Source organism: Chitinophaga sp. HK235 (assembly GCF_018255755.1).
Classification (GTDB): Bacteria; Bacteroidota; Bacteroidia; order Chitinophagales; family Chitinophagaceae; genus Chitinophaga.
The window spans coordinates 4362387-4385373 of record NZ_CP073766.1; the positions used below are offsets into that span (position 1 = coordinate 4362387).

Annotated in this window: 18 protein-coding genes; 4 read left to right on the forward strand and 14 right to left on the reverse strand. The window is 47.0% G+C overall.

Annotated features, from left to right (window positions below; translation table 11 throughout):
* Positions 1–10 precede the first annotated feature (10 nt).
* Both KD145_RS15910 and KD145_RS15915 read right to left on the reverse strand, forming a co-directional pair.
* Positions 11–3145 (reverse strand): leucine-rich repeat domain-containing protein, encoded by a 3135-nt coding sequence (locus KD145_RS15910; RefSeq protein ID WP_211999848.1) that lies wholly within the window; start codon positions 3143–3145, stop codon positions 11–13.
* A gap of 16 nt (positions 3146–3161) precedes the next feature.
* Positions 3162–6131: a hypothetical protein gene (locus KD145_RS15915; protein WP_211999853.1), complete on the reverse strand. Its 2970-nt coding sequence runs from the start codon at positions 6129–6131 to the stop codon at positions 3162–3164.
* 107 nt (positions 6132–6238) lie between these two features.
* On the opposite strand from KD145_RS15915, the gene KD145_RS15920 reads away from it, so the two are divergent.
* A complete protein-coding gene (locus KD145_RS15920) occupies positions 6239–6856 on the forward strand; it encodes a Pr6Pr family membrane protein (protein ID WP_211999854.1) in 618 nt (205 codons plus the stop codon).
* Here the strand turns inward: KD145_RS15920 and KD145_RS15925 are convergent.
* Complete coding sequence (locus KD145_RS15925; RefSeq protein ID WP_211999856.1) at positions 6837–7862, reverse strand: endonuclease/exonuclease/phosphatase family protein; 1026 nt, start codon at positions 7860–7862, stop codon at positions 6837–6839. The two genes, KD145_RS15920 and KD145_RS15925, sit on opposite strands and share 20 nt — an antisense overlap.
* Before the next feature lie 77 nt (positions 7863–7939).
* Between KD145_RS15925 and KD145_RS15930 the strand changes: the two genes are divergently transcribed.
* On the forward strand, positions 7940–8674 hold the full coding sequence (locus tag KD145_RS15930) for a DUF4262 domain-containing protein (RefSeq protein WP_211999857.1): 735 nt from the start codon (positions 7940–7942) through the stop codon (positions 8672–8674).
* Between the two features lie 2 nt (positions 8675–8676).
* On the opposite strand, the gene KD145_RS15935 is transcribed toward KD145_RS15930, so the two are convergent.
* The 3 genes from KD145_RS15935 to KD145_RS15945 all read right to left on the reverse strand — a co-directional run bounded on the left by KD145_RS15935 (position 8677) and on the right by KD145_RS15945 (position 10155).
* Positions 8677–9054: a hypothetical protein gene (locus KD145_RS15935; protein WP_211999858.1), complete on the reverse strand. Its 378-nt coding sequence runs from the start codon at positions 9052–9054 to the stop codon at positions 8677–8679.
* A 1-nt stretch (position 9055) separates the two neighbouring features.
* Positions 9056–9511, reverse strand: a complete 456-nt coding sequence (locus KD145_RS15940; protein WP_211999859.1) for a hypothetical protein — start codon at positions 9509–9511, stop codon at positions 9056–9058.
* A gap of 62 nt (positions 9512–9573) precedes the next feature.
* Positions 9574–10155: a Crp/Fnr family transcriptional regulator gene (locus KD145_RS15945; RefSeq protein WP_211999860.1), complete on the reverse strand. Its 582-nt coding sequence runs from the start codon at positions 10153–10155 to the stop codon at positions 9574–9576.
* A gap of 53 nt (positions 10156–10208) precedes the next feature.
* Here KD145_RS15945 and KD145_RS15950 point away from each other — a divergent pair, with 53 nt between their 5' ends.
* Positions 10209–10916, forward strand: a complete 708-nt coding sequence (locus tag KD145_RS15950; protein WP_211999861.1) for a metallophosphoesterase — start codon at positions 10209–10211, stop codon at positions 10914–10916.
* Between the two features lie 42 nt (positions 10917–10958).
* Here the strand turns inward: KD145_RS15950 and KD145_RS15955 are convergent, their stop codons facing one another.
* The 8 genes from KD145_RS15955 to KD145_RS15990 all read right to left on the reverse strand — a co-directional run bounded on the left by KD145_RS15955 (position 10959) and on the right by KD145_RS15990 (position 22519).
* The gene (locus tag KD145_RS15955) at positions 10959–11258 is read right to left on the reverse strand and encodes a hypothetical protein (RefSeq protein WP_211999862.1); all 300 of its coding nucleotides are present in this window, start codon (positions 11256–11258) and stop codon (positions 10959–10961) included.
* Between the two features lie 155 nt (positions 11259–11413).
* On the reverse strand, positions 11414–12016 hold the full coding sequence (locus tag KD145_RS15960) for a short chain dehydrogenase (protein WP_211999864.1): 603 nt from the start codon (positions 12014–12016) through the stop codon (positions 11414–11416).
* A gap of 60 nt (positions 12017–12076) precedes the next feature.
* Positions 12077–12943 (reverse strand): AraC family transcriptional regulator, encoded by an 867-nt coding sequence (locus KD145_RS15965; protein ID WP_211999865.1) that lies wholly within the window; start codon positions 12941–12943, stop codon positions 12077–12079.
* A gap of 111 nt (positions 12944–13054) precedes the next feature.
* Entirely contained in the window at positions 13055–13798 is a 744-nt protein-coding gene (locus KD145_RS15970; RefSeq protein WP_211999867.1) for a hypothetical protein, read from the reverse strand.
* Positions 13799–14101: 303 nt separating this feature from the next.
* Positions 14102–15439: a RagB/SusD family nutrient uptake outer membrane protein gene (locus KD145_RS15975; RefSeq protein WP_211999870.1), complete on the reverse strand. Its 1338-nt coding sequence runs from the start codon at positions 15437–15439 to the stop codon at positions 14102–14104.
* Between the two features lie 12 nt (positions 15440–15451).
* On the reverse strand, positions 15452–18829 hold the full coding sequence (locus KD145_RS15980) for a SusC/RagA family TonB-linked outer membrane protein (RefSeq protein WP_211999871.1): 3378 nt from the start codon (positions 18827–18829) through the stop codon (positions 15452–15454).
* 40 nt (positions 18830–18869) lie between these two features.
* Positions 18870–21494, reverse strand: a complete 2625-nt coding sequence (locus KD145_RS15985) for a zinc-dependent metalloprotease (protein WP_211999872.1) — start codon at positions 21492–21494, stop codon at positions 18870–18872.
* 416 nt (positions 21495–21910) lie between these two features.
* Positions 21911–22519 (reverse strand): hypothetical protein, encoded by a 609-nt coding sequence (locus KD145_RS15990; RefSeq protein ID WP_211999873.1) that lies wholly within the window; start codon positions 22517–22519, stop codon positions 21911–21913.
* 160 nt (positions 22520–22679) lie between these two features.
* Between KD145_RS15990 and KD145_RS15995 the strand changes: the two genes are divergently transcribed.
* Positions 22680–22973, forward strand: coding sequence for a hypothetical protein (locus KD145_RS15995; RefSeq protein WP_211999874.1), 294 nt, complete (start codon positions 22680–22682; stop codon positions 22971–22973).
* Positions 22974–22987: the final 14 nt, after the last annotated feature.

The window sequence follows — 22987 nt, forward strand, 5'->3', positions numbered from 1 at the left end:
CAGCATATACTTAGAATATTAAACGTTCTCTGTTCTTGACGTATACTGTCTGCAGTTTCTTCAACTGTTTAAAATCAAAAGTATTGGCAGAAAGATCGTTGCAGGTCAGGTCGAACTCTTCCAGCTCCTGCAGCTGATAAAAGGAAGCAGGGATCTGTGTGATACCGGTATTTGTCAACTCCAGCCGCTGAAGCCCGCTCATGGAAGCAATAAATGACACCTCTGGCAGACTACAGGAAGACAAATTGAGATTTTTTAACTGCTTACAAGCCACCAGACGCTCTGCATGCAGCAGCGGCGTATTATATATTCTCAGATCAGTGATGGGGACATTCAGTCCGTCCAGCACCGGAATAGTCAATGAGGTGGCTGATCTGGTGGTGATCGTCAGCGTATGCAGTAACGGCATGGCAAACAACGCAGCGGGCACCGTATCAGTGGTTAGGCGCAGCGATAGATGGGTGAGCGGTAACTGTTGAATATATCCTACCAGCCGTGGAAAATCCAGTGTATCCTTCAGGTCGAGGTTCAGATAGGTGATATGCCCGAAGTCGGTCAGTATTTCGCTGATCCCGGCAGCCGGCACATCCCGTAACACCAGACCGGTAGGGCGACGGGGATTTCCCGGCTCATGTATTCTCACCATATGAAAAGCCAGTAAGAAAGCACAGACATCCAGTTCAGGATGAATATACAAGGGCCGGCAGTCATCTTCTGACCTGTCTTTGTATTTGTCTTTCCAGTTGGATTTGATATGATGCTGTAAGGTGGCGGAAGCATATTTCCGGAACAATGTCCTCGACTGTTTTCTGATATCCGCATCCTTATGGAAAAGATGGATGGCCGCCAGGTAGCTCAGCAATACTTTGCCGGCTCCTCCGCCGGCAATCATTTCCAGCACCAGCGGGATATTATCTGTTTCCTGCTGTTTCAGCAACCTCGTGATCTGCGTGGTCAGTTCGCTGTTTTCCTCCATCATCAGGAAAGGCGTATCGTCCTTTATCTCCTGGGCTTTCAGGTGGTCTTCCAAAATATATTGGTGGTCTTCCCTGAAAATATCTCCGATAATCGCAGGGTTGATATTCTGCCCCAGGAAAATATGGGTGGCATCTTTCACCTCCTTTGCAATGCCCGCTCCTCTGTTGACCAGCATGGCCGCCAGGTCTTTCTTCATACTCAGTGTAGGCGTTCCTGTGATAAACACACGAGCTCCCGGTATGTTTCCTGCAGCATCAAAAGGATATGGCAACAGTTCTTTCAGCGCAGCATAGCGGTGTGCCAGCAGGCCGAATGCGATTTCCCGCCGTCTGGCATCTGTCAGGCCCAGGGTAGCCAGCTGTTCGAAGGCTGTTCTGAAGGGGGCAGCCGCAGGAGCGTCCGGTAATCTGATCTGCCCATCTCTGGTATTGGCCAGCGCCAGTGGTACATCCAGCTCTTTCCGTCCATCCCGGGCCCGATCATAAAGACATTCTGAGCTAAATCTAATCTTTACCCTTTCCAGATGCGACAGCTCCAGCAGACTGACAGGAAGCACCGGACTATCTACGTAGATAAGCACCCTTTTCAACAAAGGCAGCTCTTTTAAACGGCTGATATACCACTCAAAAGGCCGATAAGTGTTGCGGTTGAAAATCAGCCACTGAAGGCCAGGCATACGTTGCAGACTGGATAGTATGCTATCAGGGTCTATTTGAGGATAGTCGTTAAAACTGAAGGTATGCACCCCAGGTAGCTCATAGAACGCCTCCGGCAGAGAAGTAACATCCCAGGCGAGCTGTACATGGCTGAGGCGGGGAGCCTGCTGCAAAAGCCGTAGGTCCGTATCCGTTATATGGCTGATCTGCAGTTTCTCCAGCTGAGGCAGTTGCGCCAGCCTGGCGAAATCAGGACTCACGGTACAGTTGTCCAGTGTAAGACTCTTCAGTGCCGGCAGTTTGTATATAAATTCAGGGAATGTCGTCAGTGTCGTATCTGAGAAGGAGAGATTTTCCAGTGCTGTAAGGCCGGACAAATCCGGTAGTGAAGAGAAATCACACTTATTAAACGCAAGGGATATCAGTCCGCTCAACCGGCCCAAGGAAGCGGGTAAAGCCTGTAGCTTACGCAACTCCATGGAAGTGACATAGCGTAATGACTCCACATTTTCAGGCAGGGACGCCAGCCCGTTATGCATATAGGGCTGTATGCGGTAATAGCTGAAGGTGGTAATATCCGTCCGGTCTTTGATCATATCGATATAGAACGGAGCCGGCAGTTCTCCGAACCCAATGATTTCCTTCAGCTTTTTTAACTGCCCCAGCACTGGTGGCAGCTCTTTGAACCGGTTGCCTTCCAGGTCAATGGATTCCAGGTTTTCCAATAACGTAATGGAATCCGGTAATGTTTCCATGGACAGGCCTTTGAGCCGCAGCTTCCTCAGCTTTTTACAATTGGCCAGCACACGGATAGCCTGGTCGACATCCAGTTTTTCATTGCCGTTGAGGGCCACTACTTCCAGTTCCTGCAGGGAGCCCAGCTCCTCCGGCAGACTAGTGAGCTTATTGTATTTTATATGCAGCTCTTTCAGTTGTGTCAGGTCTTTTATTGCCGGCGGTAATGCCGCAATGCCATTGGAAGAAAGTTCCAGTATCTGCAGCCGCGGGAATTCGGAAAGATCTTTGGGCAGTGTTTTGATTTCATTAAAGCGGAAACTCAGCTGCTCCAGCTGATGCAGGCCCACCAGGTTTTTGGGGAAGGTAGTAAAACGATTGGTACGCAGGTTGAGTATACGCAGGTTTTTCAGCTGTCCGATACTGTCGGGCAAGGCCTTTAGCTTGTTACCGGTCACTTCCAGCGCTTCCAGCTCCTGTAAGGTGCCGATATTGTCCGGCAGCACTTCCATTTCGGTTTTGGTCATGCCCAGCCCTTTCAGGTGGGGCAATGCCGACAGCTCAGTGATGACTGTTGCATGGTCCAGCCCTGAATTGTAGCTGAGGTCAAACTGCACATGCGGTATATGAGCCGCCGCTTCGAATCCTTTAGGCATCGTTTTCAACCGCTTGCGCTGGAGATTGAAACGTACTTTGGGATGTTCACAATCTTTTGCATCTTTTATTTCGCCGGTTTCGAAGATACCGGGTTCTTCATACATCTGTCTGTATTCCATAGGTATAAAATGTCTGTTATTTCCGCTTGAGGTATTTATGATTCAGATATATCAGCCCTTTCAGAATGAAGGCCTCCACATCACTTTCCGTTATTTCATTACCGGTGATAGTCAGCTCCTTCAGTTGCTTCAGCTGGCCCAAGCCCCCAGGGAGCGCAGTGAGTTTATTATTTTCAAGGTCCAGTTTATCCAGTTTGCACATGGAGGCAAGAAAGTCTGCTGTTTCAAGACCACAATCAGACAAGGTGAGGCCGATCATCTGCCGGCAAGCTGTCAGTCTTTCAGCATGCAATATTTTGCCCTTTGTGATAGACAGATGGAGCACTGTTACATCGGCATCATCCAATACAGGCACTGTAAAACCGGCAACATCCTTCAGGTTCAGCGAAATATTGCTCATCGTAGGCATAGTCCATACTGCAACCGGCAACGTGGTCAGTGGCGCTGTAACCTCCAACCGGTGTAACTCCATATGTTGTATACTATTCAGCAACCGTGACAGTTCTCCATCACGGGGGCTATCGATATACAGTGCTTTAATAAAATCCAGGTCCTTCAGACTATCTGTCACAGCATGGTCCGGGATATGAGGCAGGTACAGGAAGGAACTATCGTTTCTATTGTCAATGATTTTCACTGCCAGTAAAAAAGCAAAAACATCCAGTTCCGGGTGCAGGTATACTGATGAATAAACATCTTCCCGTTTATGGGTGTATTCATCTTTCCAGGTAATGCGAATATGGTGCTGTAAAGCGGCTGAAGCATATTGCCGGAACAGCATTTTTGCCTGCAGGGCAATCTCTTTATTGCTGTGAAAAAGATGAATGGCTGCCAGATAACTGAGCAATATTTTATTCGCACCTCCTCCCCTCACCATCTCCAGTAACAACCACATATCATTCTCTTCTTTCGATTTCAGCAGTCGTGTTACCTGAGTTGTAAGTTCCTTGTTTTCTTCCTGCATGAGGAATGGCGCAAGGTCTTTTATTTCCAGTTGTTTAAGATGATCTTCCAGAATGAAACCCAGATCCTGGTGGATGATCTGTTTGATGGCGTTGGTGGTCACGTCCAGACCGAGATAAACGTGGGTGGCTTCTTCCAGCTCCTTCACTACCCTCGCTCCTCTGGCTTCCAGCATGGCTGCCAGCTCTCTCCGGGAGCCGATGGTGGATTGTCCGGTTATATACACACGAGCGTCCGGCAGTTTGCCTGCTGCATCAAAAGGGCTGGGCAACAGTTCCTTCAATGCATCATAACGGCGCGCCAGTACCCCGAAAGCGATCATACGTAGTAAGGGCTCTTCCAGGTTCAGCAAAGGCAGCTGTTCAAATGCATGGAGGTAGGCGGCAGTATAAGCTTTCTTTTCCAACACCATCTGTCCTGCAGGAGTATTGGCGAGGGCCAGCGGCAAATCAGGCACTGCTGTCTGCCCTTCGCTCCATTCCAGCCTGATCTTATCGAGATGTGTTAATTCTGCCAGCGATGCCGGTACCTGCTGTTCATCTACATACAGGGTCACATCGCGCAGCACTGACATTTCTTTTAACCAGTTGATATAGGTTGCAAAAGGACGTCTGTCGGAAGACCGGAACACCAGTGTTTTCAAGTGCGGCAACCTTTTCAGATACAGCATGGTTTCGTCCAGGTTCAGTTTATTACGGCTGTTAAAATCAAATGATTCCACACAGGGCAGGTCATAAAAGGCTGCTGGCAAAGGCACGGCTGTCAGCACCACATTGATATACCTTCCATTCACCGGCTGCAGAAAGGGTTGCAGGTCTTCATCCGTCATATGTGTAGTCATGAGTGTTTCCAGGGCCGGCATCCTGGATATACGCTCGTAATCAGGGCGGCCATTACTGTCTGCAATCAGCAGGCTTTTTAATGCCGGTAGCTGATATACAAACTCCGGGAAGACCTCCATCTGTGCACCGGAAAACGATAAGTTTTCCAGGGCTGTCAGTCCCGACAAGTCGGGTAGCGTATGATAATTTCCGTTGAAGAAAAGAATATTCTTCGCTTGCGTTAAGCCTCCTACTGCAGCGGGCAACTCTTCCAGCTCATAAAACGTGAACGATGTCACATATTGCAATGCTGCTATATTATCGGGCAGGGTTGCCTTTCCGTTATTGTAATAACGCTGTATTTTACTTTGGGAGAAAGAAGTGATGTCGCGCCGGTCTTTGATCATATTGATATAAAACGGCGCCGGCAAACGCCAGTCACATTCAATAGCTGTGATATTGGGCATTTCCGGCAGACTGGTCAGCCCATTTTCCCGCACATCGATGGACACCAGTTGTTGTAACAACTTAAAGGAATCAGGCAGCTTAGTAATGCCACAATTACGTATAGACAAATGTCTCAGGGCTTTACATCCGGCCAGCAGCTGAAAGACCTCGTCCATGTGCAGGGCGGTATTACCATCCAGCACCAGTGTTTCCAGATGTGGTAAGGAGGCCAGTGTCTGCGGAAGGCCGATCAGATGGGCATTGCTGACGTCCAGTATTTTCAAGGACGGCAACACCGAAAGGTCCTGTGGCAAAGAACAGATGGTATTATTACCCATGTAAAGTGCTTCCAGCTTTTCCATGGGCTGTGAAAATACCGGGAATGCAGTCAGTTTATTTTTTTCAAGATGTAATACCCGCAGTTGTTTCAGGCCAGACAACACATCATGACAATCACCCATTTTGTTATCAGAAATATCCAGTATCTCCAGGTTTTGCAGCCGGGCAATATTGTCGGGCAGTTCCTTTAGGGCTGTTTGTATCATGGTCAGCCCTTGCAGCTGAGGTATTGCCGTCAGCTCCTCTATTACAGTCCTGTGTTTCAGAGCATCATTATAACTCAGATCGAAATGTATATATGGAAGTCTTGCAGCAGCCTGGTATCCGGGCGGCAGTTTGACAAGTCTTTTACGTTGCAGGTTGATACGACCATCTTCCCGTACGTCTTTCATGATGTGGTTCTCAAAATATTCCATAGGTGCGGGTTATCTGTCTATAAAGAAATGAAACTTTCGGGTAAAAGCGAAGCCCGCAGGGGTTTGAGAAATATAAATCTAAAAAAACGTATACTTATACTATGGAAATGAAACGATCCCGAAGCTTCATGGCTGCGTTGTCCCTACTCGGATGGTTTGCGCTGATAGCCCAGTTTTACCTGATGATCAACAGCGGAGTTGCGCCCGTACCGGAACTGACCATCCGGTTTTTCAGTTATTTCACTATACTCACCAATCTGATGGTGGCAGTCTGTAGTACCACGCTGTGGCTGTATCCCGGCTCCCGTTTCTTTTCCAGAGCCGGTACACTTACCGCTATTACGGTTTATATCCTGGTAGTAGGTATTATTTACAATGTGGTTCTGCGTTTGTTATGGCAGCCACATGGCTTACAGAAAATAGTGGATGAACTGTTGCATAGTGTGATACCCCTGCTGTTTCTGTTATACTGGGTTTTGTTTACCGCCCGTCGCCGGATGGACTGGAAACAGTGCTGGACATGGTTGTTATACCCGCTGGTTTATTTTATTTTTATTCTTGGCCGGGGTTCCTTTTCCGGCTTTTATCCCTATCCGTTTGTGGATGCCGCCCGGATAGGGATACCGCAGGTATTAGTCAACGCGCTGGGCGTTACGGGCATTTTTCTTTTGCTGTCGCTCTTGTTTATCGGTATCAGTCGTTATCTTACTTCAACACAAAAGTAACCAGCAGGGCTTTATGATCGGTAGACCATACGCCTTTAGGCGCCATAAACGGGTCTTTTGATGTTTCTTCTTTAACAGCTCCATATACCACCGAAGCACGGGGTCCTACGATCACGGCATCTTTCAGCTGTAATCTTTTGTCAGGATAAAAAAAGATAAAATCGATGCGGTCGCGGTCATCAGCATCAGGCGCCCAGGCCAGTTTACTAACGGGAACGGCTGTATTACCCGCCGGAAATGTAAACCCCGGATGGGTAACCGGATTAGGATACCGCTTGCGGTATGCATCGGTAAAACCCTGTTGTTCCAGCGACATCGTCACATTCCAGGGGATAATGGTACCGTTGTGGTCAAACAGGTCTTTGGTGGCAGCTATCCAGTCACGATGGGATGGCTCATTAAAATCACCACCTAATATCACCAGATGGCCTTTAGCGATCTCCTGGCGGGCATCAGAGAGGAACAGCGCTATTTCCTCATCCCGCAGGGAGGCACGATTATCGGCCAGTACACTATCTACCTGCGTTACCGGTGCCGGTAACTTCTTCCAGGTACTGCTATGGTAACCTCTGGGCAGGTAATTGGCCGAATGCAGATAATCCAGATGCGCCGTATATACGGCTACGTTAGTACCTTTTACTTTGATCACTGCTTTATATACCGAACCGTGGTCGTCTTTCTCCGGACTGATAGTGGCAAAGCTCTCCAGTGGATAAGCCGATAAAATACCTGAGTCGTAGCTGTATTCGGAATAGAAAGTCCTGCCCCTTGTTGCCAGTGCAGCCTTGATACGTTCGCAGAAACGTGTCTGATGGTAGTTGCGCACCTCACTGAAGGTAACTACATCTGCACCGGTATGAATGATTTCATCAGCGATCGCTTCGAAGCCGCCGGGCACCACAGTGCCTTCCTGCCAGATATTGAACTGTAATACTTTTAAAGGGGTGACTGCCTGTACCTGCCAGCAAAGCAGCAGTAGCAGCATGGGTAAGGTCCATTTCTTCATGTTTGTTCACTGTTTGCAATAAAAATACATCATAACTGCTCATATTAAAATCAATATTTTTACGCCAAACAAGAACCATGTCAGACGATCAATGTCAGCATCTTCCTGTATCAAAGGAAAAAATACAGGAGAAAATAAATCAGTATGGATGCTTTATTGTACAGGTTCCGGAAGATGACTACCTGCCTGCTTTCGCCTATACCATAGGGTTATATCAGCAGTACGGACACCCCGAAATCATTTGTTTCGGGCTTTCTGTTGAACTGATGGCCAGCCTGTTGAACGATACCTGTGATCTTATCAAACAAGGCCAAGCCTTTGCTCCTTGTACATCATATGATGATTTTCTGGACAACTACCCGGTTCAATTCCTGACAGTAGATCAGGCTTATTACCCTTACTATCTGGGAACAGGTTGTTTTTTCTATGACCATAGCCGTTTTCCTGCCCTTCAGCTGATATGGCCCGATAAACAATCTCTGTTTCCATGGGAACCGGAATTTAATCCCAACTGGCTGCGGAAACAGCCATTGCTTGACCGTAACAGTGATTTTATGTTTCAGGAAGAGAAAAATCTTGCTGTATTCACCTCCCGTCAAATACTGGAAGGCAGCCCGATTCTCTATGTATACCATGATGAAGACGGAGACTGGCAATTCCTCAGCGAAGAAGAAACCGATGAGCAGGATGTTCGGATAGTAGCACTTTCTGAAATCGTAAAGATAGATCCCGGTATAAAAGAATTACATCTGCTTTCATATGATCAAAGGGCCTGGAGGGCTTCCGCTAAGGATAAGTGGGAATGGGAGTGATATCACATCTTCCGCCTGAAATTCTTTCCCAACCCGAAAACGCCATTGATATACCGTCCTGACTTCTCTACTGCATAGCTTTCAAAAAACATCCCGAGGGCGGTGGGATTTTTTGTTGTAAACTGTGTAAAACGCTGGTGCCAGTCGCTTTTATAATATTCTCCCAATTCACGATAGCTGAGCCAATAGCTGACCATCACTATCTGCAGCGGACTTACCAGTGCGGGAATACACTCATAAGCACCGTGATGCCGCTTCACCGACCGGATGATCCCGGGCAGGTTGAACCACAGCCAGCAGAAGCCTTTCAGATTCTTTGCCCTGATGCTGTTTACGAAAACAACCGTTTCCCTGTTCGTAATATCTACTTCGTACATCATCTTAAAATCCTTGAATGGAAAAGAAATATACCCAGGCGATAAAAAACAGCTGTTCGGGGATCCGGTACCAGAGGTAGCCAGGACCAGGACCGTCAAAGGTGCCCTTTTCCAGGTTCACATGTTTGATGGCGGCATAAATATTAGCGGGTAGTATCAGGATAAAAAAGAGAATTAAGATATAGGCTGCCAGCATCCGCTGTGATGGTATCATCAAGGCAATTCCCATCAGCACTTCCGCCACGCCGGTGATATACACCCAGGCTTTCCTGAAGGGGATAAAGGGAGGGATCATCATGGTCATGCCTTTGGCAAACATAAAATGTCCGAGGGCAGTGAAGCATAACATACAGCACATGGCGAGGTTGCCGCTGAATGTCAGCTGCCAGGCGCCGGTGACCAGTTTCGCCACCAGCAGGGCCGCCACAAATATTACCACTAATACGATCTGAGGTTTCATGATTGTGTTGTTTTGTCTGGTACAAAATTCCACATTCCTGTCCCCGATGAAAATGATGTATGTTAGTTTCGGGACTGTTGCCTGCGGATACGGCTCAGGCTCTCGGGCTGGATGCCCAGGTAGGAAGACAGATGTTTAACGGATATCTGCTGTATCAGCGCCGGATTCCGCTCCATTAGCGCCGCATAACGTTCCTCTGCCGTACGCGACAGCAGGTCCATCTCCTTCTTCAGCCGCTTCATATACTGGTATTCCGCAATCAGCCGGCCGATCTTCTCCCCGTTATGATATTTCGCGTAAAACTCCTGCAAAAACCGGAAAGGGATCGCTATCACTTCAGCATCTTCCAACACTTCAATAAAAATCGTGCTCGGCTCCCTGGAGATAAAAGAATAGTAAGCGGTCACCATCTCCCCTTCAAAAAGAAAATCCACCGTAAACTCTTTCCCATCTTTGATAAAATAGTTACGGGTAGCCCCTTTCTGCAGGAAATAGATAAAATTCTCTACCTGCGCTTCCCTGATGAGGAAATCACCTTTATTAAATTTTTTGATGATGACTTTGGTGGAAAAATCTTCCCATTCCGCCGGAGAAAGCGGATAAAATTTGTAGATGGCGTGCTGGAAGGAAGAGAGGTCTGTCATCGATACAAAGATATGTCAGGAGAAATTAGTATTATAAGGTTCATTTTTATACTATGATCATTGTCGGAGACCTTCATGGCGGCTATCCTGAAATGTTATCCCGGATTCAAAAGCTGGGGTTGGAAAATACTACATTTATCCAGGTAGGCGACTGGGGCTTAGGGTTTCAGCCAGTTGACCACGACAAAAAAGCACTGGCCCAGGTGGATAAGTTTCTTCAAAAAACCCAAAACCACCTTTACATCATCAGGGGCAACCATGACAATAAGTGGTTTTGGGATCACCGGGATCAACTACATCTGAAAAATGTACACCTCATACAGGATTATGAAGTGAGAACAATAGAACAACACAAAATACTGTTCATTGGCGGAGGCATCTCTATTGACAGGACCAGCAGGATACTAAACAAAAATTACTGGGCGGATGAAACCGTGGTTTACAACGAGCCGTTATTAAAGGCTGCCTGTGCCAACGGTATAGATATGGTTATCAGTCATATCGCTCCCAGGGAAGTATGGCCACACACTTATAATCCTCTTGTATTGCACTTCATCGCCAAAGAGTTGACTGCAGGCAACGACCTTTCAGCGGAGCTTAAAAATGAAAGACTGCTTATGAGCCAGGTATATCAACATGTCTGTGCAGCGGGGTGCAGAATGTGGTATTACGGGCATTATCATGAATCACATGTAGAAGAAAAAGAGGGGATTGTTTTCAGATGTGTGTCTATTCAGGAGATGTATGATACGAACAGTTAACCTGGTAAATCGGGCCTCTTCCGATTGGCTAAAAACATACCCTTAATGGCCTTTTCTAATATCTATTACAGTTCCTTTTCTCCATTTTCCTGGTGATGACTGTATTTCTACAATCCGTTCTACTTCTCCCCCAGGCATCTCACGAACTACCCACCCTTCTTTCAGGTAAGTCACGGGTAATTCCATTGCTTTATTCTCATTAATTGCATTGGTAGCTGCTCTTTTACCTATTATAGAAAAGAACTCGTAGATATTCACCTCTTCGCAAAGGCACAAATCATCTTTTGGTCCAAAATCACGCATTTGCAAATACTCACTCTTTGTTACCTTCTTTTGGGGCATATCAATTCAATATGATTAAATAGATTACTGCGAATCACAATTTTTTAAAATTAACCCACTTGAAAAACATAGACAAGTTATGTTAACAGCTCGATGTATTAATACATCAATAAATCAAGCTATACCAACTCTTCATAGTCCCTGATTTGGGGGATTCATGAATAAACCTTAATAATCTTCCCATTCACCGCCCCTTCTACACTCAATAAATAGGCATTGACCAGCTTCTCCATAGGTACCAGGTTGTATCCAGGGAACATAGCGCCATAGCGCTCTTTGCTATCTTCCACCAGTCCGGGGCTGACAACATTGATACGCTGATCTTTTTTCAGTTCCTGGGCGGCGCCCAGCACAAAGCTATTCACTGCACCATTAATCATGGCCACGGTGGTGCCGTTTTTGGCGGGATGTTCTGCAGCGATACCGGAGGTTAGTGTAAAAGAGCCCCCTTCAGAAAGATATTGTTTCCCGATCAGCACCAGATTGACCTGTCCCATAAGTTTTCCTGTTATACCGGCGAGCATGTGCTGCTGCCGCATCGTCTGAAAGTCGCCGTAATAGCCGGTTCCGGCGGTGCAGATGCAGGCGTCTACCATTTTCAGCTGGCTGAACATGTTTTCAATGGATGTTTCGGAGGCAATGTCGACCTGTATATCGCCGCTGTTGCGGCCGGCAATAATCAGTTCGTGTCTGGGGGCCAGCGCTGCTGCTACTCTTTTCCCGATGGTACCCTGACCACCAATAAGTATAATTTTCATGCTATCTGATTTATAACACGAAATTAGGTAGTGCTTCAGGAGCTGGATAGTCCGGATAGCTCAATTGATAGTCGTTTCGGCTCGTAGTGCCTGCGGGGTGCTGCCATACTTCTTTTTGAAGATGCGGATGAAGTAGGAGATATTGTCGTAACCGCATTGCCAGGCTATCTCCGAGACCTGCAGCTGGGTATTGTCTATCAGCAGCCGGGCATGTGCCAGCCGCTGTTCATTGATCCATTGCCGGGGAGGCATCTGGTATATACGTTGAAAGTCCCGTTTAAAGGTCGCCAGGCTACGGTTCGTAAGATCGGCCAGGTCTTCTATGGTCACGGGTTGCAACAGATAGGTACGGACAATATAGTCCAGATCTTCCGGGTCGGTGCTGAGTGCACCGGTAATAAACTCGCATACATCCCGCTGATGGCCGGAGTTCATAAGCAGCAACAAGATCTCCCGCTGTTTCAATGACAGCAGTTGATCTGTATGCAATAACGGTTTGTTGAAATACATCCGCAGCTGCTTTTTGAAGGCCTGCACCAGTTCTCCACCGGGGAAGACCACACAGGGTGCTGCTGCCGCTACTTTCCTGCTGTTAAAAAATGGCTCTGTGGAAACAGCCTTCAACAGCTTTACCGGCAGGAACAACATCATTGCTTCAAAATTCAAACCTTGCTCAATGTATTCTGCCATCACATAGATCCCTTTCTTCAGCAGTACCACTGTTTCCGGGCCTGCTTCTATTGTCTCTCCGGGCAAATGCAGCAGTTTGATCCCTTTGGTCACAAAAATGAGGGTGTGCTCGGTCAGGAAGACCGTACGTTTACCCGCCTTGGATTCCTGCTTCAACTTGGCAAAGGTTTCACCATCGAAGGTTAGATAAGTAGGATCCGCAACAGGTGCGTCTATAGGAGGAAAACGGAATAGCATAAGTAAAACAAATATACCAAAAGCCCGGCATACCTATTCCTCCGCTCCTTTCAGCCGGGATTTTATGGTACATGTCGCTGCAGCAACCGCCTCACCAGGTTATGGAATGCGTTATTTTTTTATTATCGGGGGCACTTTATTATCAAGCACTTCTATCCGGGCCATTTCGTTTGCCGGTTTAGCCTGCAGTTTATTGAGCAGGAAGGTACTGCCGGCCTCTGCTTCTGCACCGAAGTATACCTTTCCCTGTTCAAAAATATGGTAGACATCCTCAAAGCTGCCTGCCAGTATGTTATTTACATAGTACTCGATTTTATTGCCACTCCTTTTCACCATAAACTGTATCGTCTTCGGATCACCGATGTCTACAGTATGCTGTTCTATGACTGATTTTCCATCGCGGATAATGAGATGCATCATTTCGTCCTTTACACCGATGGCAATGGATTTACCTTCCTGTTTCCATTCATCGTAGCTATCAGGAAGCTGTCCACAGAAATAGATCATTGCGCTTTTCCGGGATTGTATGGTGATGGTGGCAGAAAGGATAAAATCACCTTTTACTTTGAGATAAGGCAATTGCAGGTTATACGGCGGATTGGGAGTAGTGTTGTTATCGACACCATCCGGGATTGTTTCTCCCGGTACCGCAGGCTTAGGCACAGTACCTCTGTCCAGGCCCTGTATCAATATACCCTCAGGCTTTATAGTGGCGCCGGAAAAACGCCGCCAGCCGTGCCCGTTTATGAGGTCAACATACGGGATATCTTCACCATTGAGGTTTTCTGCACTACTATAGGTTTGTTTCTGGCAACCGAAAGTAATGCCGAATAATGTACATACTGTAAATAGCATGCATTTTAAATACTTTTTTATATACATAAGCATGAGTACAGAATACTTGTCAGGTTTTTACAGATCAGTGCTGCTTACAGATACCGGGTTTCACAAAGATGTGCGTGATCTTTTATAAACATCGTTTCGTCATACTAATACATTGAAATATGATGGTTCCCTCTATACTGCCGAAGTACTTTAACAAAACCTTAATGCCCCCAGGCAGGGACCGGGGAAAAGCGGCAGGCAATTAACAAACATAAAAACAGGGACTGCACCAAACGGGCAGTCCCTGTTTTTTAATAAAGATAACCTTTTGCGTTATTCCGCCAGCAGCGGATTGTTGGCTATGGCATCTGTTGGTATCCGGATAGTGTATCTTGGATCACCAGCCTGCAAAGTGACTGTTTTACTTTTTATAGTATGCACAATCTGTGGCTGTGTGGTTCTTCTCAGGTCAAACCAGCGGTGGCCTTCAAAGGAGAGCTCACGGAATCTTTCATCATAGATCTCCTGCAGGAGGGCATTACCGCTGAGGGATGCCAGCCTGGTTACTTCTGTCTGGTAAAAATCAGGCGTGAGGCGGTATTGTTTAAGCTGGTTCAGGTAGTTGCGGGCCTGTTCCGGCTGGTTCAGCTGTGCAGCTGCTTCTGCCGCGATCAGGTACATTTCAGCTACGCGGAAAGACTGGCGGTAGCTGTTGTTGTTAGCTGTCTTCAGAACGGTATTGTTGTTTTTGCTGTCTTTGCCGTAGAAGATTTTCAGGCGCAGGTCACCGGTAGTATTATACGAAGCATACAATTTATCTGATACCAAAGCTGTCAATGTTGTAACAGAGTTATAAGGCTGCTCAAAAGCCTGAAGGGTTTCTACAGAATTGTAGAGGGTAGGCTGAGTGTTGGTCTTGTTAAAATCCACCAGGGCAGACTTTTTATCCAGCACAGCTTTGGCCGCTTCCAGGGCTTTGTTCCACTGATGGGTATACAGGTACACCCTTGCTGACAGCGCCAGGCCTGACAGTTTAGTAAACCGGAACGAGGTAGCTGTTTCATACTGGTCTACATTCACCAGCGCCAGACCAGCTTCCAGGTCTGCGTTTATCTGATTGTATACTTCTTTTACCGTATTACGGGGACTGGTTTTTTCCAGGTCTACTTTGGTAATTACCGGTACTGCCTTGTCAGATGCTGCAGTAGCTTCATTGTAGGGCTTACCATAGAGGTTTACCAGGGTAAAGTGGGTGTGTGCACGCAACAGGTAAGCTTCTCCTATCAACTGGTTTTTCTGCTCCTCTGTACCTTCCTTGGCGCCAGGTGCTGCATCAATGATATGGTTGGCATAAAATATCTGCTGATACTTACCTCTCCAGTCATAGGTCAGGATATTGACACCATTGTTCTCATCCCAGAAATAATTGGGCTGGAGCTGGTTTACATCACCGCTACGGGCTTCATTGATTTTTATTTCATCGCCGCGGTAAGAGGATAGCCCCTTATCGTAGCCGCTGGTAATGATGTATGCGGCATCCAGCTCTTTACGGAAGTCTTCTACCGTAGTAGGGATCACTTTCCCAACCGGCACAATGTCCAGGTATTTTTTGCAGGAAGAGAAGGCAGTCAGGGCAGCCAACAGTCCGGCGGTATATATTACTTTACGCATTGATCACAATTTTTAGAAAGTGGCATTCAGGCCGATGGTGAATGTTTTAGGAATAGGCTGTGCATAGATGTTACCCATGGTCTCCGGGTCCATATAACCATCATAGTTGCGGGCAAACACAAATGGGTTACGCGCTTCAGCAGTCACCTTCAGGCCTTTCAGACGGATACGGTTGCAAACATCTTCCGGCAGACGATAACCCAGGGTGATGTTACGTACACGCACATAACCACCGTCTCTCACCCACATTCCCAGGGAGGCGTACTGATAATAGTTGTCTTCCAGCCAGTGGCCCAGTAATCTGAGTTCTTCACTGGTCTGGGGACCACTGCCAAACAGTGGCGGCGACTGTCCATTCGGGTTGGACGGAGTCCAGCGGTCCAGGATGGCAGTAGGCGCGTTGGCACCACGGTCAAAGACGATCGGATGATAAGGAGGCTGTACCTTCACCTTCTGGCCTAAGTTGAACAACAGACCTACAGACAGGTCAAACTGCTTATAGGTAAAGTTGTTGTTCAGACCACCGGTGTAAAGCGGATCGGAGGTGCCCATGTTGCGGAACAACGCACGCTGCTGATCGCTGGTCAGCTCAGAGTATGGGAACAAACCACCCAGGTCAGGATCTCCGGCAAAATCATCCTTCAGTTTAAGCAACTCAGACAATGTCTGTGTTTTACCCTGGTAATTCACCATGATCATACCATGTTCATTCAAACCGGCATAATCAATACCCCAGATAGTACTGGCAGGGCTGCCCTCTCTGGACGGAAACTTGGAGTTGCCTCGCAGGGTCTCCCGTAGTACTTTGTTTTTATTGTAAGAGAAGTTGAAGTCTGTTGTCCAGCGGAAATCCTTGCGGATGATGTTACGGGTGCTGAGGCTCAGCTCCACACCACTGTTACGCATCTCTGCCCAGTTGATCATCATTTCCTCAAAACCGGTTTCCAATGGTAACGCATATGTGTTGATCAGATCTTTACCATGACGATCATAATAATCAGCAGTGATGCTTACCCTGTTTTTCAGGATACTGATATCGATACCGATGTTTTTGTTGATGGTTTTTTCCCATCTCAGTTTGGCATTCGGCGGTGTTTCTACTCCGATGATCTGCAATGGGTCTCCCGGCAGGATCGGTACGTTGTAATAAGTACCCTTTACGAAAGGAGAAGTGTTTTTATCCACATTACCCTGCAAACCATAAGAAGCACGCACATTCAGCATATTGATGAAACGAACATTCTGCATGAAAGGCTCTTCCATCACACGCCATAATCCGCTCACAGACCATAAAGGCAGGTATTTGTATTTGGGATCCACGCCAAACAGGTCAGAGCCATCAAAACGAATGCTACCTCCTAAAGTATAACGGTTGCGGTAGGTATAGCTACCAGTACCAAAGAAAGATACGAATGCATTTTCCACATAGCTGTTAGTATTCTTCTTGGTATACAGTTCATTGATATCGTTATCATTCTGGAATTTGATCGGAATGGTGGTCAGTGTCTTAGGATCATAACCATAACGAGTGGTATTAGCATTTATATCTTTCACTCTTCTCACCTCATTACCCACCATAAAATTGAAGTCATGGTTTTTATGCAGGTTGAAACTGTATTCCGCCATGGTTTTGAGGGTATACTGCTGCATGTTGCGGTTGTTATTTTTAATCACACCGCCTTTAGGGATAATGGTTTTCTGCATACCGGAGGCTGGATCAAAACGCATGTTCTGATCGGCCAGCAATCTTTTATAGTAGGTATCTTCGAGAGCTATCTGTTCACCGTTGGTGATATCTGACTGTATACCCAGTTGAGAACTCACGTGCAGGCGGGGAATCACTTCATAGTCCAGTTTGAAGTTGGTATTTACAGACTGGGTTTTCAGCATATTGCTGGTATTTTTACGTTCTTCCAGCAGGTTGAAATCTACAACATTTCTATCGCCGCCAATGTTTCTGTCGTATACATAATTTCCTTTGTTATCATACACAGGCGTGTAAGGATTAGCCAGACGGGAATACTGTACCGGGTTGGTATTACCGGCTTGGTTAGGATTGAAGGAACTTTGCTGACGCTGATTAGCAAAGATACCGGCAGAGAACTTCAGTTTGTCCGTCAGGTCATAGTCGGTTTTCAGGGTGATGTTATAACGATTAGCGCTGGTACCAATGGTAGCACCTTTTTCGTCATAATAACCACCGCTGAAATAATAGGTAGCTTTATCACCACCTCCGGAAACACTGATTGCATGTTCCTGGGTGAAGGCACTGCGGAAGATCAGGTCATTCCAGTTGGTATTAATACCTCTGAGCGCATTGATTTCATTACGGGCAGCAGCATTGATGCCATCCAGTCCTTTTGTGGAGAGGTCTTCCGGTGTAACATTGTACTTGTGGAGGATACGGGATACCTCACCATTGTTATCATGATAGGTGAAATCAGAAGTAAACAGGTCCAGTTCCAGGTTTACCTTCTGGTCGCTGTTCATCAGATTAAGGCGGCCCAGGTCTGGTTTCTGTGTAAAGGTGAAGTTGTTGCGGTAGTTGACAGACAAACGCTCACCTTTTTTACCGGATTTAGTAGTGATCACAATCACACCGTTGGCAGCACGCGCACCATAGATAGCAGTGGCGGCAGCATCTTTCAGTACAGTGATGCTTTCGATATCAGAAGGGCTGTAACCTGCGATAGAAGAAGTGTACAGCTGATCGATGGATTTGGCATCATCTGCGGTAGGCAGGTTGGTACCTTCTACAGGCAGCCCGTCAATTACCCACAGCGGGTCCTGAGTGCCTTGCAGGGAAGAAGTACCACGGATGCGGATCTTGGCGGCCTGGCCAGGAGCACCGGACTGTGGTGTGATCGCCACCCCGGACAACTGTCCTTGCAGCATCTGCTCCACGCTCATCACACCTCCTACCTCTATCTTATCCATGCTGATCTTGTCGATAGCACCGGTAGATTTATTCTTTTTGACAGTCTGATAACCGGTGAACACAAATTCGTTCAGGTTTTTGCCAGCTGATGACAGTGCTACCTTGTAATGGTTGCTGGAATTGAGTGTCAGCAGCTTGGTTTCATAACCCATGAAACCGATGGTCAGTTGTTTTACGGAAAGCGAATCCGGCAGCTTCAGGGAGAAATCGCCCTTTTCATCGGTGATAGCGCCGATGCTGATATTTTCGATAATGTTTTCCGAACCGGTAGTAGTACCGATGGTTTTATTGCTGGCGTATACAGACACGCCTGGTAATGCTTCACCGGAAGTGGCGTCCACTACTTTCCCCTTAATGACGCGCGAGCTGGTTTGTGCCTGGGCCCACCAGGGAGAAAGGCTGACAACCAGGAGCAGGCAGCATATCTTCATCCACAATTGACTTTTTTTCATTGTTGACTGATGTACAGATTTATTGGTTTGATTGATTGATTTATTTGTTGTTCAACGCTTGCTGCATACGAATGATCAGGTCATTGTAATGATCAGCAGTGGCTCTGTCTCCGCCGTTTTTACGGCTGTTCAGTAACTGTATCAGTCGTGTCATTTCTCCACGTTTGGCACTAACGGCGTCAGATACACGATGAATGGAGAAATAGTTCAGGTTACGGGAAGCCCGTTCTGCCTCTTTTTGCGGCTGCAGGGAGAAAGAACAGAATCCGTCGGTACCGTTAAAGGCAAAATCGTCCTGGAATTTTTTAGCGTCAGGGCGGGCGGTGGATTTGTCGATGCTGACAATCAGTGCATCTATAAAACCTTTCTGGCTGTTACGTTCAAAAATATCCAGCGGCTGACCTTTGATGGTTTTGGCGAAGATGCCGTTGTGCAGATCAGACAGCAGTTCGGAAACTGAATAGGCGTCGCGGCCGTTGGCGGCTTCATTTTCCATCATGCGGGACAGGCGCTCATCACGGAGCAGGTCGTAATAGAAAAAGGACTGTAACCCTTTGGCATATACGAGTGCACCGTATTCTATATTACCAATCGGACTCTCCTTGATAGGATAGCTTTTCGCATAGATTTCATTTTTAAAGAGCCATGCAGGTGTGTTAAACACTTCTTCCAGCAGGTATTTTACGGCATCCTGTTGTTTCTTTTTAGGGACATGCACGTAGCTGTTCTGTTTCTGACCATATACGGTAGGCGTAACATAGACACCACCCACACTGGCCATTACGTGATAACCGTATTGATTCCACTGGCCGATGGCGCTGTTGAGCATTTTACCGGCTTCATCATAAGAACTTCCTTCTTCGCGGGTCCAGCTGAGAATCTGCGGAACGATGCGTTTCAGGTTCTGCAGGCCGTAACGGCTGGCTTTCACGGCATCGTTGCCCAGGTCTTCTATCTGGCTGCGGGGATCGATGGCATCTCTGATATCCTGTTGTTCACCGAAAGCATAGAGCGGATCATTTTCGTGTGCCCGTAACTGTTGGTTCAGTTCAACCAGCTCTTCATGCGGATTTTTACCGGTATAACGGTAAGCCCATCCGATCGCGAATTTATCGTATACGCCAATGGCAGGTGTGATCTGGGTTACGTTATCACCAGGTTGGGCCACGTAGTTAAAACGGGCGTAGTCCATGATGGAAGGCGCAGTACCACCCATGCGGGAGGTGAACTCCGGAGAACGCAGCGAGTCTACATCGAAGGCGAAGCTGCTGCCCATATTGTGCTGGAGGCCCAGGGTATGCCCCACCTCGTGGCTCGATACAAAACGGATGGCGTGCCCCATCAGGGAATCGCTGAAGTGGTTACCACGGGCGCGGGGATCGATGGCACCTGTCTGGATACGTACCCAGGAGTGCAGGGTGCTCATCACATTATGCCACCAGATGATATCTGCTTCCAGGATTTCGCCGCTGCGGGGATCTATCACGGAAGGCCCCATAGCGTTGGCTTTGGCAGAGGCAGCGTAAGTCACTACAGAATAGCGGACATCGTCTGCATCAAAATCAGGATCGTTGACAGGTGCATCTTTAGCGATGATCGCATTTTTGAAGCCGGCTGCCTCAAAGGCTTTCTGCCAGTCTTCAATACCGGCTTTGATATAAGAACGCCACTGTGCAGGAGTGCTGGCATCGATATAATATATGATCGGTTTCTTAGGTTCTACCAGTTCACCATTCTTATAACGCTGCATATCTTCCGGCTTGGGTTCCAGGCGCCAGCGGGTGATCAGTTCCCGCTGCTCCAGTTTGTGCTGTGCATCGCTGAAGTACCATCTGGGCGTAGTAAAGAGCCCTACCCTTCTGTCGGCGAAGCGGGCCTTCATCGGCTGATCGCTGAGCAGTACCAGGTTGGTAGTGGTTTCAATAGATACTTCCACACCGGTGATTTTGGATGTCAGCTCAGACTTGGCCACCACATTATCCTGAAAGGGTTTGATACCACGGATGCGGGACAGGTCTTTAATAGGAGAGCCTGGCAGGCCGAGTGATTCAAAGACGTTGTTGATGCTGCTGTTGGAGCCGTCAAACAGTTTGGACACGTTGATCACGAATGCAGTGGTGTCTTTGTTATAGGCTTCTATTTTAAACTGATCTATCAGGGAAGGGGCGAAGTTATCTGCTACAGACTGCGCGATGGCATTGTTGGCAGGTACTTCGAGGAATGGGTTGTATTTACGCAGGAAGATCTTGTTCAACAGGGTATCTCTTTCAAAAGTGATGACCATGTTGGCATAGTTCATTCCTTTATTGACACCGGCTTCATTGAGTTGTTCCGGTACTTTGGAGAGTTTGTTGACTACCAGCAACTCCCGGCCTATCAGGTTCAGCGGGATTTCGAAGAAGTAGTCCGTTTTCACACGGTGTACCTTAAACAGGCCATCGCTGGAGACAGCATCTGCCGGGATCACTTCTTTATAAGGCTTCAGCCCTTTGGTATCGGGTTTCTTTTTAGCGGTCGTATCAGCTACTACCACAGGGGTTTTCTTCCCGAAAAGCCATCCGCCTTTCTTCTTTGATTGGGCTATTACATCAGTGGATGTAAAACATTGTGCCGAAAGGGCTACACATGGGAGTAGCCATAACAGTTTCCTGTAACTTGCGTGCATAGATAGGAGTTGTTAAGATGTATTGTAAATACTTCCGGGTAACAATCATCCAGCCCATTGCCGCGGGAAACTGAGGTGATGATACGCCACAGCTAAGCCCAGCAAGGGCTGGGCTACAAAGGACGAACAAGGTTTGCTACAAAGTATTGATGCGGTCTACTTCAGTCAGGACACAGGCAATTTCTTTACCAGCAATATGATTTTACGTTTAACTTTTTTTTAACTATAAGGGCGCAAAGCTATTGAAAAGTATCAACTAAATCGTTTTTTGTTAGACAGCTTTCTGGTTTTACAGGAAAAAAATAGCGGGAAACAAGCTACGGACGGGCATCGCCGTTCATAACATTTTTAAAAAAATTATAAAAGCCGCTGAAAGGGGATACATGCAGCACTTCTATAATATACCCATTGTGCTGCTAATCTTTTTTGTAGATATCAAATTTATTAAACGGCACCTTCCCAAAATCCTTGCTGGTACGAACTTTAGAGGTCACCTTGTCTGGCTCGGAAGCATGAAAACTATCGCCTCCGTCTTTGTGCAGGTACCAGTATTTATCTGTTGGTGAATATTTGAAGGTGATAATCCGCGTCCATCGCCAGCTGCTGCCACCATAGTGTTCTACGGAAAAATAACCGTTTTTGATCACCACCGATTCGAAAGGATCTCCCATCATACCACCGCAGTCTACACAATACACAACATTGTCATTGCGGGCGGCCAGTTTATAGGAATGGTCCGGCTGTCCCAGCAATATCAACAGCGGTCTTTTTTCAGGATGTTCCACTACATCAGAGGTGGAATCCTCTCCTGGTTTATACAGTACCATAATCATATCCGGGTAGGGATCCAGATTTAAATCACCACTGGTGGTATCAAGGATACTATACACCTTAGGTATGAACGGGGCCAGCTGCCGCGGAATAGCCGCATCTGCATCCTTCTTTTTTTGAGCCACGGTAGTGGAAGCACTCCACATCAGGAGGGAGATTATTAAAAAAGCGGTAGTTAACAATTGTTTTCCCATATGACACTGTATTAGCTTCTTTTTTAAATAGATGGATCATTATAATCATCTACATATCGCAAGTTGTAAAAAAAATTTCTACCCCCAAACTTTTTAGACTTAACATCCCGTATCTAACAATATAGCTCAACTGCTATCATTCAATACAAGTTTCCACAAAATGAAAAAGCCAATCATAACATTAACCATATGGAGTCTGGCGCTGAACGCAATGATAAACAACCATATCAACCCGGATGCAGCAAAAGAACAGTCTACAGACAATGATGCATCCTGGTGGCTCGACTCCCAGGGCCAGCTATGGCAGGGCAGGCAGGGAAAGATATGGACAAGTGTAACCGTATCGAAGGCAGGAAAGAGAACACCGCCTCCCGGTACGGTGTCCCCCCAACGAAAAGCCCCCGGCAGCTGTTATACATTATCAGACGGTCGCATGCTCTGGATTGAAGAATAAAACATGATTACTAT

Excerpts from the sequence above, each read along its gene's own strand:
- KD145_RS15955 (WP_211999862.1), bottom strand. The coding sequence starts at position 11,258 with ATGCCCCAAAAGAAGGTAACAAAGAGTGAGTATTTGCAAATGCGTGAT.
- KD145_RS15910 (WP_211999848.1), bottom strand. The coding sequence starts at position 3,145 with ATGGAATACAGACAGATGTATGAAGAACCCGGTATCTTCGAAACCGGC.
- KD145_RS15985 (WP_211999872.1), bottom strand. The coding sequence starts at position 21,494 with ATGCACGCAAGTTACAGGAAACTGTTATGGCTACTCCCATGTGTAGCC.
- KD145_RS15950 (WP_211999861.1), top strand. The coding sequence starts at position 10,209 with ATGATCATTGTCGGAGACCTTCATGGCGGCTATCCTGAAATGTTATCC.
- KD145_RS15980 (WP_211999871.1), bottom strand. The coding sequence starts at position 18,829 with ATGAAAAAAAGTCAATTGTGGATGAAGATATGCTGCCTGCTCCTGGTT.
- KD145_RS15965 (WP_211999865.1), bottom strand. The coding sequence starts at position 12,943 with ATGCTATTCCGTTTTCCTCCTATAGACGCACCTGTTGCGGATCCTACT.
- KD145_RS15940 (WP_211999859.1), bottom strand. The coding sequence starts at position 9,511 with ATGAAACCTCAGATCGTATTAGTGGTAATATTTGTGGCGGCCCTGCTG.
- KD145_RS15970 (WP_211999867.1), bottom strand. The coding sequence starts at position 13,798 with ATGCTATTTACAGTATGTACATTATTCGGCATTACTTTCGGTTGCCAG.
- KD145_RS15935 (WP_211999858.1), bottom strand. The coding sequence starts at position 9,054 with ATGATGTACGAAGTAGATATTACGAACAGGGAAACGGTTGTTTTCGTA.
- KD145_RS15930 (WP_211999857.1), top strand. The coding sequence starts at position 7,940 with ATGTCAGACGATCAATGTCAGCATCTTCCTGTATCAAAGGAAAAAATA.
- KD145_RS15920 (WP_211999854.1), top strand. The coding sequence starts at position 6,239 with ATGAAACGATCCCGAAGCTTCATGGCTGCGTTGTCCCTACTCGGATGG.
- KD145_RS15945 (WP_211999860.1), bottom strand. The coding sequence starts at position 10,155 with ATGACAGACCTCTCTTCCTTCCAGCACGCCATCTACAAATTTTATCCG.
- KD145_RS15915 (WP_211999853.1), bottom strand. The coding sequence starts at position 6,131 with ATGGAATATTTTGAGAACCACATCATGAAAGACGTACGGGAAGATGGT.
- KD145_RS15995 (WP_211999874.1), top strand. The coding sequence starts at position 22,680 with ATGAAAAAGCCAATCATAACATTAACCATATGGAGTCTGGCGCTGAAC.
- KD145_RS15960 (WP_211999864.1), bottom strand. The coding sequence starts at position 12,016 with ATGAAAATTATACTTATTGGTGGTCAGGGTACCATCGGGAAAAGAGTA.
- KD145_RS15990 (WP_211999873.1), bottom strand. The coding sequence starts at position 22,519 with ATGGGAAAACAATTGTTAACTACCGCTTTTTTAATAATCTCCCTCCTG.
- KD145_RS15925 (WP_211999856.1), bottom strand. The coding sequence starts at position 7,862 with ATGAAGAAATGGACCTTACCCATGCTGCTACTGCTGCTTTGCTGGCAG.
- KD145_RS15975 (WP_211999870.1), bottom strand. The coding sequence starts at position 15,439 with ATGCGTAAAGTAATATATACCGCCGGACTGTTGGCTGCCCTGACTGCC.